This window comes from Thermosynechococcus sp. TG215, from assembly GCF_031583455.1.
Taxonomy (GTDB): domain Bacteria; phylum Cyanobacteriota; class Cyanobacteriia; order Thermosynechococcales; family Thermosynechococcaceae; genus Thermosynechococcus.
In genome coordinates, this window is record NZ_CP134178.1 from 1,273,879 (window position 1) to 1,287,742 (window position 13,864).

The window sequence follows — 13,864 nt, forward strand, 5'->3', positions numbered from 1 at the left end:
GATTAACTGATTCATACTCACCTGCCTTGAGCTGAAATAGGGGTCAAGGGCTTAAAATTAGGTTTGATAATACGAGAAACTAGAAAATATTATCAATCATTATATTGTCAAAAGAAACCCCTGACCCTATGCTTGTTTTAGAAATAATGAGGACGGTGATTAACGTTACGATAACAATCGGCTATCCCGTCATTATTTTCTGTAGCGATCGCTCTGATTGCAACTCTAGCTTTTGTACTGCTTACCCTTATTCTAATTAGGAGAGCTTACTCATGCCAATTGCTGTGGGAATGATTGAAACGCGCGGATTCCCCGCCGTCGTCGAAGCAGCAGACGCAATGGTAAAAGCCGCTCGGGTCACCCTTGTGGGCTACGAGAAAATTGGGAGTGGTCGGGTCACCGTGATTGTGCGGGGTGATGTCTCCGAGGTGCAAGCCTCAGTGGCTGCCGGGGTCGATTCTGCCAAACGTGTCAATGGCGGCGAGGTACTGTCTACGCACATCATTGCTCGTCCCCACGAAAACCTTGAGTACGTATTGCCCATTCGCTATACCGAGGCAGTGGAGCAATTCCGAAACTAAGGGGTTTGGCAGTTGGGTGGAGTTTTCAGTTGCATCGCTTATCGATCCTCTAGTTCTTAACTTGTCTGACGTTTAGGAGTTATTACAATGGCAATTGCCGTCGGTATGATTGAAACCCTTGGTTTCCCCGCAGTGGTGGAAGCCGCAGACGCAATGGTGAAAGCCGCTCGCGTTACCCTTGTGGGCTACGAGAAAATCGGCAGTGGTCGGGTCACCGTGATTGTCCGTGGTGATGTCTCTGAAGTGCAGGCTTCGGTGGCGGCGGGGGTCGAAAACGTGAAGCGTGTGAATGGGGGTCAAGTGCTCTCCACCCACATCATTGCACGTCCCCACGAAAACCTCGAATACGTCCTGCCCATTCGCTACACCGAAGCGGTGGAACAATTCCGCGAAAGCGTTAGTGGTATTCGTCCGATGGGTCGCCCATAGTGAAAATCGCGCGAGTGTGCGGCACCGTTACCAGTACTCAAAAAGAAGACACCTTAACGGGAGTCAAGTTTCTCGTCTTGCAATATTTGGGTGAGGACGGCGAATTTTTACCCGACTACGAAGTGGCTGCAGATACGGTGGGTGCAGGACAGGATGAGTGGGTATTGGTAAGCCGAGGCAGTGCCGCCCGCTGTATTATCAATGGCACCGACAAACCCATTGACGCAGCCGTTGTCGCCATTATTGACACCGTAAGTCGGGATAATTATTTGCTCTACAGCAAACGTACCCAGTATTAGCATTGGAGACTTCTCCCTATGGCGGTTCAAAGCTATGCGGCACCTCCGACGCCGTGGTCTAGGGATTTAGCGGAGCCAGAGATTGCCCCCACGGCTTACGTCCACTCCTTTAGTAACCTCATCGGCGATGTCCGCATCAAAGATTATGTTCACATCGCACCCGGCACGTCCATTCGTGCCGATGAAGGAACACCCTTCCACATTGGCTCCCGCACCAACATCCAAGATGGCGTTGTCATCCACGGCCTCCAGCAGGGACGGGTGATTGGCGATGATGGCCAAGAGTATTCTGTCTGGATTGGTGATAATGCCTCAATTACCCACATGGCGCTGATCCACGGCCCTGCCTACATTGGCGATGGCTGTTTCATTGGCTTTCGTTCGACGGTCTTTAATGCTCGGATTGGCGCAGGCTGTGTGGTGATGATGCATGTCCTCATTCAGGATGTGGAGATTCCACCGGGAAAATATGTGCCTTCAGGAATGGTGATCACGACGCAGCAGCAAGCCGATCGCCTGCCGAACGTGGAAGAGTCGGATATTCACTTTGCCCAGCACGTGGTTGGCATCAATGAAGCACTGCTATCGGGGTACCACTGTGCTGAGAATATTGCCTGTATTGCCCCGATTCGGAATGAACTCCAGCGTCAAGAAGACCCACCCATCCTACACGTTGAAACGCTCACCGGGGAAAAGAACACTATGACCGCAGATTATGGGACTCATGTCCGCCAATTGTTGCAGCAGGGATACCAAATCAGCTTGGAATATGCCGATGCGCGGCGGTATCGTACGAGCTCTTGGCAGAGTTGCCCGACGTTGACGGGACGGCAGGAGTCTCAAGTGATGGCGGCGATCGCCCAACTCCTCAAGGAACACGAGGGTGAGTATGTACGCCTGATCGGCGTTGATCCCAAAGCCAAGCGTCGCGTTTTTGAGGAAATTATTCAACGCCCCGGTCAAGCACCTGTGGCCAGTACCAGTCCCTATCGTCCCAGCGCAACCGTGAGTGCGGCCCCAGTGGGTTCCTTGGATGCCTCCGTTGTGGCTCAGGTGCGGCAGTTACTTCAGCAGGGCTATCAAATTGGCACAGAGCACGCTGATGCTCGCCGCTATCGCACCAGTTCTTGGACCAGTTGTGCTCCGATTCAAGCAAAGCAGGAACGGGAAGTGCTCGCTGCCCTTGAGGCCTGCCTCCAAGAACATGCAGGGGAATATGTGCGCTTGATTGGTATTGATCAAAAGCAAAAGCGGCGCGTCCTTGAGCAAATTATTCAGCGACCCGATGGCGCGGTGGCGATCGCCACAAAAGCAGCAACCCCAGCGGCTACTAGCCCTGTCTCCGTCAGTTCGGCCAGCAATGAAACCGTTCTCAGCGCCGATCTCCTGAACCAAATTCAAGACCTGTTGCGCCAGGGCTGCCAAGTCACCACCGAGTATGCCGACCAGCGTCGCTTCCGTACCAGTTCTTGGCAAAGCGGCATCAAAATTACCTCAGCGCAGCAGCTCAATGACCTCAGTGCCTTCCTTGCCGAGCACCAGCGGGACTATGTCCGCCTCGTAGGTGTCAATCCCCAAGCCAAACAGCGGGTACTGGAAACGATTATTCACCGCCCCAATGGTAAAACCGCCAGCAATGGCAGTAGCACCCGTGGTCAAGGGTTCGCACCGCGCCCAACCGCCTCTAGTCAAGGGAGCACTAGCAGCCACAGTCTCAGTCAAGAGGTGGTTGAACAAGTACGGCAACTGCTACAACAGGGCTATACCCTCGGCCTAGAACACGTGGATGCCCGTCGCTACCGCACCAACTCTTGGCAAAGTGGCCCCCGCATTGAGGCCAAAAATCTCAATGAAGCCCTTGCTGCGATTCAGGCTTGCCTCCAAGAATACAGTGGCGAGTACGTGCGGCTGATTGGCATTAATCCTGCCGGTAAGCAGCGGGTGGCCGAAATCCTGCTCCAACAGGCTGCTAAGTAGCCCTCCCTGTGAGGTGCCCCAATGCCCCTGCCGCCTTTAGCCCTGCCCCCTTCACCTGCGGTTCGCATTGTTGGTGATGTGGTGGTGGATCCCCAAGCCGTTTTGGCACCCGGGGTGTTGCTTTGGGCAGAAGCAGGGGCTTCAATTCGCATTGCCGCAGGTGTCTGTATTGGTATGGGCAGCGTCATTCATGCCCACGGCGGCACCATTGAAATTGGCGAAGGGGTCAACATTGGCGCGGGCGTGCTGCTGATTGGGGCAGTGACCGTTGAACCCCATGCCTGTATTGGCGCCAGTACCACCGTGATGCAAACAACGATTCCGGCTGGTGCTGTGGTGGCCGCTGGTTCGCTTCTTGGTGATAGTAGTCGCCGTTGGCAGCCCCCCACAGAAACGAGTCCCCCCCAAGAGAGTGCCGTTTCCTCTGAGGATCCTTGGCAAGAGCCATCAACAACTGCCGATACTGCAGAGAATTCCACGCCAGAGCAGCAGGAGTCTACAGCCTCTCCCTCTAGCCATCAGGAAAGTCCAACCGCCGCGCCACCAGAGACAAGCACTTCGCCAACACCTAAGACCAGCGTGGTCTATGGCCAAGCCTACGTTAGCAAGATGTTTGCCAAAATGTTTCGCGTAGAGCCAATCCAACCCACTGGGGAGAATCCTGCCCTAGGAAGTAGTCAGTAAAGCAACCGTTTCTACATGGGCTGTTTGCGGAAACATATCGAGGGGCTGAATTTTGGTTAGTTGATAGGCACCGGTAGCGCAGAGGTGAGCCAAATCCCGTGCCAAGGTGGCAGGGTGACAACTGACATAGAGAATGCGCGGCGGACGGTGGCGGAGAATCGCCTCAAGAACGGGGCGATCGCACCCTTTGCGCGGTGGATCAAGAATTAGCACATCCACGGCCTGATCGGACTGGGGTAGCCACTCTTCTGCTCTGGCACAGAAAAAACGAGCATTGTTAATACCATTGTGTTGGGCGTTGGCGATCGCCTGTTGTACCGAAGCAGGATGCACTTCCACACCAATCACTTCAGCGACAGCGCCGGCAAGGGGTAGGCTCAGTGTCCCGACTCCACAGTAGAGATCGACCAGTCGTTCGTGACCTGTTGGGGCAATCCACTCTCGCAGGGTGCTAACCAGTTGCTCCGCTTGCGCCGTGTTGACTTGAAAAAAGGTGGTCGAAGCAATCTGAAACCTCACCCCTGCCATCTCTTCCCAAAGGTACGATCGCCCCGCCAATACCTGGGTCTCGTCACCAAAGATGCGATTTCCCACTTGATGATTGAAGTTGACACAGACCCCCACCACCCCTTGAAACTGCTGTAACCAACCTTCTGCCTCTGCCTGCAAGCCAGCGGGTAATGCCCCCGCAAGCACGAGGGTAATGAGCTGCTCCCCGGTACGCTGACCAATGCGCAAGCCCAAGTGGCGCAACCCCGGTTCATGGGTCTGCTCGTTGTATATCGGCCAAGGTTGTAACGCTTGCTTCAGGGCAGCCAAGAGCGGATTGAAGCGCGGATCTTGCACGGGACATTGATTCAGGTTTACTAGGTGATGGGAGCCTTTTTGGTAATAGCCCGCAACCACGGTACCATGGCGGCGACCGAGGGGGTACGTCACTTTATTGCGATAGCCAAAGGGGTTAGAGGCAGCCAAAATCGGTAGGAAAATTTGCGGTTTCAGATGAGCAATGCGAGCGATCGCGTCCTTCACCAGTTGTTCTTTGGCCGCCAATTGCGCCCCATAGGCCACCCGCTGCCACTGACAGCCGCCACATTTATCCGCCACAATACAGCTTGGCCGCACCCGCTGCTCTGAGGGTTGCACCACCTCCAAGACCTTGCCGTGGGCATATTGTCGCTTGACATGGGTCAGTCGCACCCGCAGGCGATCGCCCGGAACCGTATCCGCCACAAAAACCACCCGATCCTGCCAGCGTCCTACCCCCTCCCCCGTGTGGTTCAAGGAGTCAATTGTTAGCTCAATGGTGGCGCCCTGCTGCCAAACGCTCATCAATTTACGTCTAAGCCTACTAAACGTTAGGGATAAGTTAAGGAGAGCCAGCAAGCTCTATTTTCGCTGCTATACTGCTAGCGGTGCAATCCGACGTTTGTACTGAAGTGATTTTGGAGTCGATCCCCTATGCTGAAGCGTCTTTCGCCTTGGTTACTGGCACTGGCACTACCCGTGGGTGCCCTTTTCACCACCCCTGCCAAAGCAGCTAACTTTGTCTCCCTCACCTATGGTCCTTTTCAGCGCTCCTTCCCGATGTCGGAGCTAGAGGAATTTGTGTCCACTCAAGAAGCTACGGGAGAATTGCGAGCATTGATGCGGATGGTTTCCAAAGATGACCAAGCCAAGCTCCTTGAATTCTTGGGTATGCGGCTGCCCTTTAATGTTGTGCAAACCAATAAAATTTTGAGTAGTCCCATTGGCAAAGATTTACTCAAACAATTTTCTCAGGTCACGATTCGCCGCGATAAAGCCGGTGAAGTGGCTCTCCGTGGTGCCATGCTCACTGCCGCTGCTTCTCCGGAAGGGTTGAGCATGATGTCGTTTTTGAAAAACTATCCTGCTGAAACCATCAACCTTGATTTGCGCAAGCTCAACCAAATGCTCAAGAAACAAGATGGCATTATGAGCATGCTCGGGAAACTGCGCCCATAGCGCTAGACGATTGACGAAGAGTTAAAATTAACGATTCCAGTGCAGGGGCAAAGAGGCTCCTGCATTTTTTAGCAATCTACCAAAATTCGCCGTAGTACTCCGTCTATACCGCAAAGCGGTTAGGTGGTGGTGAGGTGGCGGGCGACTGCAGGGAGCAGTCACTCAATCTCAGCTTGTTGCTGGACATATTGAGCTGGCACCGAACATCGGGCGCGACTAATAGCTATAGTCCACTCATGCTCACCCTGACGTACGAGTACAGGCTAAAACTAACCCAGCAGCAGGCCAAGCAGATCGACTACGATCTAGACGTGTGTCGCCAAGTTTGAAATGATGCGCTGAGGGAGCGCAAAGACTGGATTGCTTCGCGCAAATGTCCAGTCAATGCCTGCTCTGTGCCTAGCGAGTACATCATCCCAGCGGATGCCCCCTACCCCAGCTTCAACGTGCAGTGTCAACGATTCACCCAAGCAAAGCAGTTCAACCCTGATTTAGCGTCGGTTAACGCCCAAGCATCAGCAAGTCTTGAAGCGGGTGGTTAGCCTCGATGTTGGCTTGGAATACTTTCTCTCCACCTCGGACGGACTTCAACTAGCACGGCCTAGGTTTTTCGTAGAGATGCAACGCAAGCTTCAATTGCTGCAACGCAGACTGAAGCGGAAACAGATTGGGTCAGCCAACTGGAAGAAGATTCAACGCAAGGTGGCGAAGCTGCATGAACAGATTGCCCGCACCCGCAGGGACTGTCACTTCAAGGTTGCCCACCAACTTTGCGACGGGGCTGATGTGATTGTGGTGGAGGATTTGAATCTGATTGGCCTCAGTCGTGGGACGCTGGGCAAGCACATGCTGGATGCGGGTCATGGGCCATTCCTGAACTCGGTGTTGCCTTGGGTGGCCTGCAAGCGTGGCAAGGTGGTTGTCAAGGAGAAAGCAGCGGGCACCTCTCAAGAGTGTCCCAACTGTGGCGAAGCAGTCCGCAAAACGCTATCAATCCGTTGGCATGAGTGCCCCTGTGGCTGTTCAATGCCTAGGGATATTGCCGCTGCGGAATCGATTGATAGGCGGTGGGGCGCACCGTCTTGAAAATGCCCCTGGAGAGGTTCTGGCGGGGATGACTTTCGGGTCATCTAGTCAAGACTCTGTGAACGGGGAATCTCCTGCTATACGCGTTGGCCTAAGCCTGCCGTTAGGCATAGCGTTACCGGGATGAGCGTCAACTCTGGTGGCGTAGTTGTTGAATGCTGTGGTGAATCTGCTGAAGCGCTAAATCAATCTCGGTCTCTGTGGTGGTACGTAATAAACCAAATCGCAGCGAAGCATGAGCAAGGGTGGGCGATCGCCCCAAGGCAAGCAGAACGTGAGACGGTGTTGGTTTGTCGCTACTACAGGCTGCCCCCGTTGAGAGGGCAACATGGGGATAAATCGACTGTAGGAGGGCATTGCCCTCAACCCCACCAATACTGACATTGAGACAGTTGGGTAAACTCTGTTGCCAATCACCATTGAGATAAATGTCTCCAAGGGAGGCTAAGCCCTGCCACAGCCGTTCTTTCAGGTGCCGCAGATGGGGAATATCCGTGGCTTGACGTTCCTGAGCGAGTCGTACTGCTACCCCAAAGCCGACAATGAGGGGGGTGGCCAAGGTTCCGGATCGCCAGCCCTGTTCTTGACTGCCACCATGAAGTTGAGGCGCAAGTTGGACGCGGGGGCGATCGCGCCGCACATAGAGGGCACCAATGCCCTTTGGTCCGTAGAGTTTATGGGCAGTCAGGGACATGAGATCCACCTGAAGCGCCTGAACATCCAAGGGAATTTTGCCCAAGGCTTGAGCGGCATCGGTGTGGAAGAGTACCCCGCGATCGCGACAGCGGCGACCAATCTCGGCCAAGGGTTGGAGCACCCCAATTTCATTATTGGCAGCCATCACGGATACCAAGATGGTCTCATGGGTAAAGGCTTGCTCTAACTCAGCCAGATCAATGAACCCTTTCTCATTCACCCCTAGATAGGTCACCCGAAAGCCAAGGGACTCCAAATAGCGACAGGGAGCGAGCACTGCATTGTGTTCTGTCTGCACGGTAATGATATGGCGACCGCGACTGTAGTAGGCTTCAGCCACCCCCTTGATTGCCAAGTTGTCTGCTTCAGTGGCACCACTGGTGAAAATGATTTCTTCGGGATGGGCATGGATGGCTGCGGCAATCGTTTCACGGGCAAGATCAATGGCGGCGGCGGCCTCCCAACCATAGGCATGGGCACGATTACTGGCATTGCCGGGGCGATCGCTAAAATAGGGCAACATGGCTGCCAGTACTTGGGGATCCACCGGTGTGGTTGCCAGTCCATCTAAGTAAATTGGCTTCATCCCCAGTCTTCTTGAAACCCCTTCTCCTTTAGCCTAGCAAGGAACCCCGCACTCAATGGCCATTCAGACCATCTGGCGGTAGAAAGCGCCAAGTGGGACTATATTGAAAAGTGATAGGCATTTTCCCAGGGTTGGCCGAGCGGATGAGGCAGCGAACTCATAATTCGCCATAGGCTGGTTCAACTCCAGCACCCTGGATCTTTTAATCCAGTCAACGCCAATCCAGCGATCGCCTTCCGCTAAACTGAAAGAAGTTTCGTGTCGCAAATTTTGCCATGAGTAGCACCTATAAACCGCAACAGGCCTCCGACAAAAATCTTGAAGCCATGCGCAAGTTTGCGGAAACCTATGCTAAGCGCACAGGAACCTACTTTTGCTCAGATTTGGGGACAACGGCGGTTGTTCTGGAAGGATTGGCCAAGCATAAAGACGACTATGGCTCTCCCCTGTGTCCCTGCCGCCACTATGAAGACAAAGAAGCAGAGGTAGAAGCGGCCTACTGGAACTGCCCCTGTGTGCCCATGCGCGAACGGCGGGAGTGTCACTGCCTTCTCTTTTTAACTCCGGATCATCCCTTTGCGGGTACAGCTCAGGAGATTTCCTTTGAACAAATTCGCGAGGAAACCAATCGCTTTACGGTTTCTTAGTATTCCAGTGTCACTACAATCGTATCGCTGTAGATGCCCGCAGGCACAAACTGCCGGGTGGGGATGCGACCAAAAATTTCAAGGGTTGTAGGGGCATGATTCACAGGCACTAAGGTACGCAAACTGCTCCCACGGGTACCATCCCCCCAGATTTGGGTGCGAGCGGCATCAATGTAAAGGTTGTAGTCAAGGCGCCCCCTGCCAGAGGTCATTTGTCGAGGGGTAAAACGACCGGCATTGCCAGTAGGCGCCAAAGTTTAGGCCAGTCACGCTGTTAATGGTGCAGTTTGCAAAAGTAACTGTCGGTAGAGCTAGGCCGCTGGCGATCGCGAGCAGGATACTGAGATGTAGCTGCACCACTCACAGGTATTTAAGAACAACCTACGCCAATCATAGTTCATCCGTGATTTCCCTTGGCAGACATCCCCCTAGGGGGGATATAGTAAACGTGTGGGTTCTGAGGTGGCCACCATGACCTTTCAACTTCCTCCCCTGTTGCAGTGCCTACGGAATCGAGCCTTTGCCGGTCTCTATACGGCGCAAACGATCAATCTGATTGGGGATGCGTTCACATGGCTCGGCTTAGCACTCCTTGCTTTTGAGTTAGCAGGAGAGAATTCAGGACTGTGGCTCTCAACTGCCTTAACTCTGCGGGTCACCATTTTTGTGCTATTGGCTCCTATTGCTGGTGTCTTAGCAGATCGATTGGATCGCAAGGGATTGATGGTGACTACCCATCTTGTGCGGATGGTTTTGGTATCCTTCTTGCCGTTTGTTACTGACGGCTGGCAACTGTATCTCGTGGTGGCTTTGCTGAGTGGCTTTCACGCCCTTTTTACCCCAACCTACACGGCCACATTACCCCTGATTACGACGGCTGAAGAGTGCCCACCGGCGATCGCCCTCTCGAATGCCACGTACCAACTCCTGAGTGTTTTAGGCCCAGCCCTCGCAGGTAGTGTTGCGGCGTTATGCAGTACCCGTTCAGTGTTCTTTTTGGATGCTTTGACCTTTTTGGTTGCAGCGGTGTTGATTGCTGGGCTGCCCACTGCTTTGATCGTACCTAGAGCAGGATCAGTCCCCCCCCGTAGCGGATTTCTTGAGGAGCTAAGTGTTGGTAGTCAGTGCCTTTGGTGGGATGCAGCAATTCGCTATGGATTACTACTGCAATTGGTGGCGGCGATCGCTGGCGCGGAAATTTTGGTGAATACCGTCGGCTATGTTCAGGGCACGCTACAGGCAGGAAGTCAGGCCTACGGCTCAATTATGGCGGCATTTGGTGTGGGTGCTACTTTGGCTGCGGTGATTTGGGGTTCTTCCTGTCGCAGGATGAGTGCAGTGGTGGTGATGGCCCTAGGGGGGATACTGACGGTGCTGCCGTTGCTGGCTGCCTATAGTGCCAATGTCCCTACCCTCGCTCTGTTGTGGGCGATCGCGGGTATCGGTAAAACCCTCGTCAATGTGCCTATGCAGACGGTAATTGCTGAGAGAGTGGCCGTGGACTTGCAGGGTCGGGTTTATGGCGCTCAGTTTGCTTGGAGTCATCTTTGGTGGGTCTTGGCCTATCCCCTAGCGGGATGGTTCGGCAGTCAGTTTCCAGCCCAACATTTTTTCTATACTGGCCTCAGTAGCATGGTGCTTTTCATCGCTTTTGTGGTGTTGACCCAACCGTGGCACCTGCGGCATCTCCCCGCTGGTTTTTGGCACACTCATCCCCATGAGCACGACAGCGAGCATGATCATTGCCATCGGCTACAGGCTCATCAGCACCTACACTTTCATCTCCAGCCAAGCCACGGCAATTAACTAACACCATCCGCAGTCAACAGGGCTTTGTAGAGGCCGGGTCGGCGATCGCGAAAGAAGCCATAGGCCGCCCGTAGGTGCTCAATTTCCTCTAAATCAAATTTATGGACAAGCACTGCTTCTTGGGTGCGATCAGCCTCGGCCACCAGATCTCCCCTTGGATTAGCAATAAATGAACTGCCATAGAATAGTTGCCCCCCCTCATCACCCACACGGTTGGCTGCCACCACTGGAATCACATTTGCCACTGCATGACCAACCATCACCCGCTGCCACGGGTCTTTGGTGTCCAAGCTGGGATCGTGGGGTTCACTACCAATGGCAGTGGGATACACGAGCACTTCTGCTCCCATCAGGGTCATCACCCGTGCAGCCTCTGGAAACCACTGATCCCAGCAGATGCCGACACCGATTTTGCCGTAGCGGGTACGCCAGACTCGAAAGCCTGTATTGCCGGGGCGGAAGTAAAACTTTTCCTCATAGCCGGGGCCATCGGGAATATGACTTTTGCGATAGACACCGAGGTTGACACCCCCCGCATCAATCATGGCCACACTGTTGTAATAGACGGTGCCCGCCTTTTCAAAAAAGGACACTGGAATCACCACCGCCAGTTCCCGCGCCAAGGCCTCAAAGTGAGCAATTGTTGGGTGGTTTTTCACGGGGTGTGCCCGCTGAAAGTGACTCTCCCGCTCTTCCTTACAAAAATAGTGACCTTCAAATAGCTCTGGCAGGACAATGACCTGTGCCCCCTGCTGATGCGCCTGCCGCACTAGATCACTGAGGTGCAGAATATTGGTCTCAACATCATCGGTCAGTTGAGCTTGAATGGCAGCAACGGTCAGTGTTCTCATAGTTCCTGCTGAGTAATGCAATGGAAGGCGCCTCCCCCTTCTAAAATCGTCCGTGCGGGAAGGCCAACAGTTTTGCGACTGGGAAAGAGCTTGGCGATCGCCTCAACCGCTTTGGCATCCGCTTCGACACCATAGGTGGGGACGACAACGGTGGTATTGGCAATATAAAAATTGACGTAGCTAGCGGGCAAAATCTCCCCCTTGCGACTCGTCACCCGCCCCGGCGAAGGCACTGGGATCACCTCTAGGGAGCGCCCCTTGGCATCCGTTAGCGTTTGCAACTGCTCATAAATCGTCAGCAGGACATCGTAGTTCGGATCCTCAGGGCTGTCGGGCAGCATACAAACCACGGTTGCCGGAGCCACAAAACGCACCAGCGTATCGATGTGACCATCGGTGTGATCGTTGGCCAGTCCCGATTCAATCCAGAGGATTTTGCTCACGCCAAGGGCGGGCTTGAGGCGGGCTTCCACTTCTGCGCTGTCTAAATAGGGATTGCGGTTGGGGTTGAGGAGGCACTGGCGGGTGGTGAGGCAGGTTCCTTCGCCATCCACTTCGATCGCCCCCCCCTCCAAGAATAACGGCATCGCCCCATAGGGGAGGCCGATGGCTAGAGCAAGGCGCACAGCCAAGTCACTATCGCCGGGAAGTTGATACTTCTTGCCCCAACCATTAAAGGGCAAACAGAGGAGTCGGCGCTCCCCTGCCTCATTGATTAAGCCCACAGGAGCGGTATCCCGCAGCCAAATGTCACCAAAGGGGAGCTGATAAAACTGTGGATTCAGATCCCCGAGATAAGAACGAGCAGTGGCTTCTCCCACCTCATCTAGCACCAGAATCTTCAGTTGCTCCCCGCGGCACTGACCTGTTACGGGATCGGGGTCAGCGATCGCGCGACACAGGGCAGTAAATTCTAAACGCACCTGCGGTAATAGTTCTCCCCACAAATCCTTGTGACTGGGGAAAGCTAACCAACAGGCGCGATGGGGCAGCCACTCAGCCGGCTGAAAAAAGGGGGACATGAAGAGCGATTAGCCCTTTTTGTTGGTTTTGGGTGCAGGTTTAGCGGCAGCTTTTTTCCCTTTAGCAGTTTGCTGGGGTTTGGCACCGCTGTATTTCCGGCGGAAGCGTTCCACCCGCCCTTCAGCGTCAACGATTTTCTGAGTACCCGTGAAGAAGGGATGGTTGCCTGACCAGATATCCACGTGCAGTTCGGGTTTCGTGGAACCCACGGTCATCACTACTTCACCGTCACAATAGACTTTGGCTTCGGGATACCACTGGGGATGAATGTTCGGTTTTGGCATAGGCGTCTCACCACAAACGAGAAGTAAAAGACGAAAATCCTAACGTTTTGAGTATTGGGGGGCTTTGCGGGCTTTGCGCAGACCGTATTTACGCCGCTCCTTGGCACGGGGATCGCGGGTGAGATAGCCTTCCGTTTTCAGCGGCTTGCGGTTTTCGATGTCCAGTTGACACAGGGCGCGGGCAATCCCTAAACGAATGGCATCTGCTTGCCCCGTCAAACCACCCCCCGTGGCATTGACATAAATATCATAGCTACTTTCAAGGCCAAGGGTTTCAAGGGGGGCTTTCACCAAGTTGAGATAGGTGGGGTTGTTTTGCAGGTAGTCAGCCCCATTGCGGCCATTGATCAACAGTTGACCGCTACCGGGGATCAGGCGCACCCGTGCCACCGCCGACTTACGGCGACCGGTTCCCAAATAAACTACCCGCTTAGACTGATCAGCAATCTGCATGTTAGGCTCCCGGAATCGTGTTAATGGTCAAAGGCTGGGGTTTTTGCGCTTGGTGGGGATGCTCTGGCCCAGCATAAACTTTCAGCTTGGTAAAGAGTTTACGGCCAAGGGAATTTTTCGGCAGCATCCCTTTGACAGCATGCTCAATAATCCGCTCGGGAATGCGGGCTTGCAGTTGATCAAAGGTTTCAATTTTCATGCCGCCGGGGCGTCCCGAGTGACGACGGTAGAGTTTTTGGGAGCGTTTTCTGCCGGTGACGGTGACTTTCTCGGCATTGATGACAATCACAAAGTCACCCGTGTCCATGTGGGGGGTGTAAATGGCTTTGTTTTTACCCCTGAGAATACGGGCAATTTCTGCGGCTAGCCGACCCAAGCGTTGATCAGCGGCATCAATGACATACCACTGGGGAGCAAGGTCATCCACGGCGGGCAGTGGTGTCTTTACGGTACTGGTCATCACAAACTCCATG

General features: G+C 54.1%; 17 protein-coding genes and 1 tRNA gene. 10 read left to right on the forward strand and 8 right to left on the reverse strand.

The features are described from left to right. Positions 1-272: 272 nt before the first annotated feature. The 5 genes from RHJ02_RS06030 (at position 273) to RHJ02_RS06050 (ending at position 3,970) form a co-directional block, all read left to right on the forward strand. Positions 273-581, forward strand: coding sequence for a carbon dioxide-concentrating mechanism protein CcmK (locus tag RHJ02_RS06030; protein ID WP_011056791.1), 309 nt, complete (start codon positions 273-275; stop codon positions 579-581). Between the two features lie 87 nt (positions 582-668). After that, positions 669-1,010 (forward strand): carbon dioxide-concentrating mechanism protein CcmK, encoded by a 342-nt coding sequence (locus tag RHJ02_RS06035; RefSeq protein WP_011056790.1) that lies wholly within the window; start codon positions 669-671, stop codon positions 1,008-1,010. After that, positions 1,010-1,309, forward strand: coding sequence for a EutN/CcmL family microcompartment protein (locus RHJ02_RS06040; protein ID WP_149817455.1), 300 nt, complete (start codon positions 1,010-1,012; stop codon positions 1,307-1,309). Before RHJ02_RS06035 ends, RHJ02_RS06040 begins: the two co-directional genes overlap by 1 nt. Positions 1,310-1,327: 18 nt before the next feature. Next, complete coding sequence (locus RHJ02_RS06045; RefSeq protein ID WP_206201489.1) at positions 1,328-3,286, forward strand: ribulose bisphosphate carboxylase small subunit; 1,959 nt, start codon at positions 1,328-1,330, stop codon at positions 3,284-3,286. A 21-nt stretch (positions 3,287-3,307) separates the two neighbouring features. Then, a complete protein-coding gene (locus RHJ02_RS06050; RefSeq protein ID WP_310800559.1) occupies positions 3,308-3,970 on the forward strand; it encodes a hypothetical protein in 663 nt (220 codons plus the stop codon). Here RHJ02_RS06050 and rlmD read toward each other — a convergent pair. After that, positions 3,953-5,302 (reverse strand): 23S rRNA (uracil(1939)-C(5))-methyltransferase RlmD, encoded by a 1,350-nt coding sequence (gene rlmD / locus RHJ02_RS06055; protein ID WP_310744235.1) that lies wholly within the window; start codon positions 5,300-5,302, stop codon positions 3,953-3,955. The two genes, RHJ02_RS06050 and rlmD, sit on opposite strands and share 18 nt — an antisense overlap. A gap of 129 nt (positions 5,303-5,431) precedes the next feature. Between rlmD and RHJ02_RS06060 the strand changes: the two genes are divergently transcribed. Further along, positions 5,432-5,956 (forward strand): alpha/beta hydrolase, encoded by a 525-nt coding sequence (locus tag RHJ02_RS06060; RefSeq protein WP_206201492.1) that lies wholly within the window; start codon positions 5,432-5,434, stop codon positions 5,954-5,956. 534 nt (positions 5,957-6,490) lie between these two features. Continuing rightward, the gene (locus tag RHJ02_RS06065) at positions 6,491-7,042 is read left to right on the forward strand and encodes an RNA-guided endonuclease TnpB family protein (RefSeq protein WP_225901703.1); all 552 of its coding nucleotides are present in this window, start codon (positions 6,491-6,493) and stop codon (positions 7,040-7,042) included. A gap of 130 nt (positions 7,043-7,172) precedes the next feature. Here the strand turns inward: RHJ02_RS06065 and RHJ02_RS06070 are convergent, their stop codons facing one another. Beyond that, positions 7,173-8,324: a cysteine desulfurase family protein gene (locus tag RHJ02_RS06070; RefSeq protein WP_206201495.1), complete on the reverse strand. Its 1,152-nt coding sequence runs from the start codon at positions 8,322-8,324 to the stop codon at positions 7,173-7,175. A 125-nt stretch (positions 8,325-8,449) separates the two neighbouring features. On the opposite strand from RHJ02_RS06070, the gene RHJ02_RS06075 reads away from it, so the two are divergent. Both RHJ02_RS06075 and RHJ02_RS06080 read left to right on the forward strand, forming a co-directional pair. Beyond that, positions 8,450-8,522: transfer RNA gene (locus RHJ02_RS06075), tRNA-Ile, on the forward strand. Positions 8,523-8,599: 77 nt separating this feature from the next. Then, complete coding sequence (locus RHJ02_RS06080) at positions 8,600-8,971, forward strand: ferredoxin-thioredoxin reductase catalytic domain-containing protein (protein WP_206201496.1); 372 nt, start codon at positions 8,600-8,602, stop codon at positions 8,969-8,971. On the opposite strand, the gene RHJ02_RS06085 is transcribed toward RHJ02_RS06080, so the two are convergent. After that, on the reverse strand, positions 8,968-9,225 hold the full coding sequence (locus RHJ02_RS06085) for a spore coat U domain-containing protein (RefSeq protein ID WP_206201497.1): 258 nt from the start codon (positions 9,223-9,225) through the stop codon (positions 8,968-8,970). The genes RHJ02_RS06080 and RHJ02_RS06085 overlap by 4 nt on opposite strands. A 217-nt stretch (positions 9,226-9,442) precedes the next feature. On the opposite strand from RHJ02_RS06085, the gene RHJ02_RS06090 reads away from it, so the two are divergent. Next, the gene (locus RHJ02_RS06090) at positions 9,443-10,777 is read left to right on the forward strand and encodes an MFS transporter (protein ID WP_310800560.1); all 1,335 of its coding nucleotides are present in this window, start codon (positions 9,443-9,445) and stop codon (positions 10,775-10,777) included. Here the strand turns inward: RHJ02_RS06090 and aguB are convergent. From aguB to rplM, 5 genes are read right to left on the reverse strand one after another with little or no spacing between them, the layout of a single operon-like run. Continuing rightward, entirely contained in the window at positions 10,774-11,631 is an 858-nt protein-coding gene (gene aguB, locus RHJ02_RS06095; protein WP_310800561.1) for an N-carbamoylputrescine amidase, read from the reverse strand. The genes RHJ02_RS06090 and aguB overlap by 4 nt on opposite strands. Next, positions 11,628-12,653 carry an agmatine deiminase family protein gene (locus RHJ02_RS06100; protein WP_310800562.1) on the reverse strand — a complete coding sequence of 342 codons (1,026 nt, stop codon included), beginning with the start codon at positions 12,651-12,653 and terminating at the stop codon, positions 11,628-11,630. Before RHJ02_RS06100 ends, aguB begins: the two co-directional genes overlap by 4 nt. Before the next feature lie 9 nt (positions 12,654-12,662). Continuing rightward, positions 12,663-12,938 carry a 50S ribosomal protein L31 gene (rpmE, locus tag RHJ02_RS06105; RefSeq protein ID WP_149817874.1) on the reverse strand — a complete coding sequence of 92 codons (276 nt, stop codon included), beginning with the start codon at positions 12,936-12,938 and terminating at the stop codon, positions 12,663-12,665. Positions 12,939-12,977: 39 nt separating this feature from the next. Then, positions 12,978-13,391 carry a 30S ribosomal protein S9 gene (gene rpsI, locus RHJ02_RS06110; RefSeq protein ID WP_149817876.1) on the reverse strand — a complete coding sequence of 138 codons (414 nt, stop codon included), beginning with the start codon at positions 13,389-13,391 and terminating at the stop codon, positions 12,978-12,980. Position 13,392: 1 nt separating this feature from the next. Continuing rightward, positions 13,393-13,851 carry a 50S ribosomal protein L13 gene (gene rplM, locus RHJ02_RS06115; RefSeq protein WP_024125583.1) on the reverse strand — a complete coding sequence of 153 codons (459 nt, stop codon included), beginning with the start codon at positions 13,849-13,851 and terminating at the stop codon, positions 13,393-13,395. Positions 13,852-13,864: the final 13 nt, after the last annotated feature.

Excerpts from the sequence above, each read along its gene's own strand:
- rlmD (WP_310744235.1), bottom strand. The coding sequence starts at position 5,302 with ATGAGCGTTTGGCAGCAGGGCGCCACCATTGAGCTAACAATTGACTCC.
- RHJ02_RS06030 (WP_011056791.1), top strand. The coding sequence starts at position 273 with ATGCCAATTGCTGTGGGAATGATTGAAACGCGCGGATTCCCCGCCGTC.
- RHJ02_RS06060 (WP_206201492.1), top strand. The coding sequence starts at position 5,432 with ATGCTGAAGCGTCTTTCGCCTTGGTTACTGGCACTGGCACTACCCGTG.
- rplM (WP_024125583.1), bottom strand. The coding sequence starts at position 13,851 with ATGACCAGTACCGTAAAGACACCACTGCCCGCCGTGGATGACCTTGCT.
- RHJ02_RS06070 (WP_206201495.1), bottom strand. The coding sequence starts at position 8,324 with ATGAAGCCAATTTACTTAGATGGACTGGCAACCACACCGGTGGATCCC.
- RHJ02_RS06035 (WP_011056790.1), top strand. The coding sequence starts at position 669 with ATGGCAATTGCCGTCGGTATGATTGAAACCCTTGGTTTCCCCGCAGTG.
- RHJ02_RS06090 (WP_310800560.1), top strand. The coding sequence starts at position 9,443 with ATGACCTTTCAACTTCCTCCCCTGTTGCAGTGCCTACGGAATCGAGCC.
- RHJ02_RS06100 (WP_310800562.1), bottom strand. The coding sequence starts at position 12,653 with ATGTCCCCCTTTTTTCAGCCGGCTGAGTGGCTGCCCCATCGCGCCTGT.
- aguB (WP_310800561.1), bottom strand. The coding sequence starts at position 11,631 with ATGAGAACACTGACCGTTGCTGCCATTCAAGCTCAACTGACCGATGAT.
- rpmE (WP_149817874.1), bottom strand. The coding sequence starts at position 12,938 with ATGCCAAAACCGAACATTCATCCCCAGTGGTATCCCGAAGCCAAAGTC.
- RHJ02_RS06080 (WP_206201496.1), top strand. The coding sequence starts at position 8,600 with ATGAGTAGCACCTATAAACCGCAACAGGCCTCCGACAAAAATCTTGAA.
- RHJ02_RS06050 (WP_310800559.1), top strand. The coding sequence starts at position 3,308 with ATGCCCCTGCCGCCTTTAGCCCTGCCCCCTTCACCTGCGGTTCGCATT.
- rpsI (WP_149817876.1), bottom strand. The coding sequence starts at position 13,391 with ATGCAGATTGCTGATCAGTCTAAGCGGGTAGTTTATTTGGGAACCGGT.
- RHJ02_RS06045 (WP_206201489.1), top strand. The coding sequence starts at position 1,328 with ATGGCGGTTCAAAGCTATGCGGCACCTCCGACGCCGTGGTCTAGGGAT.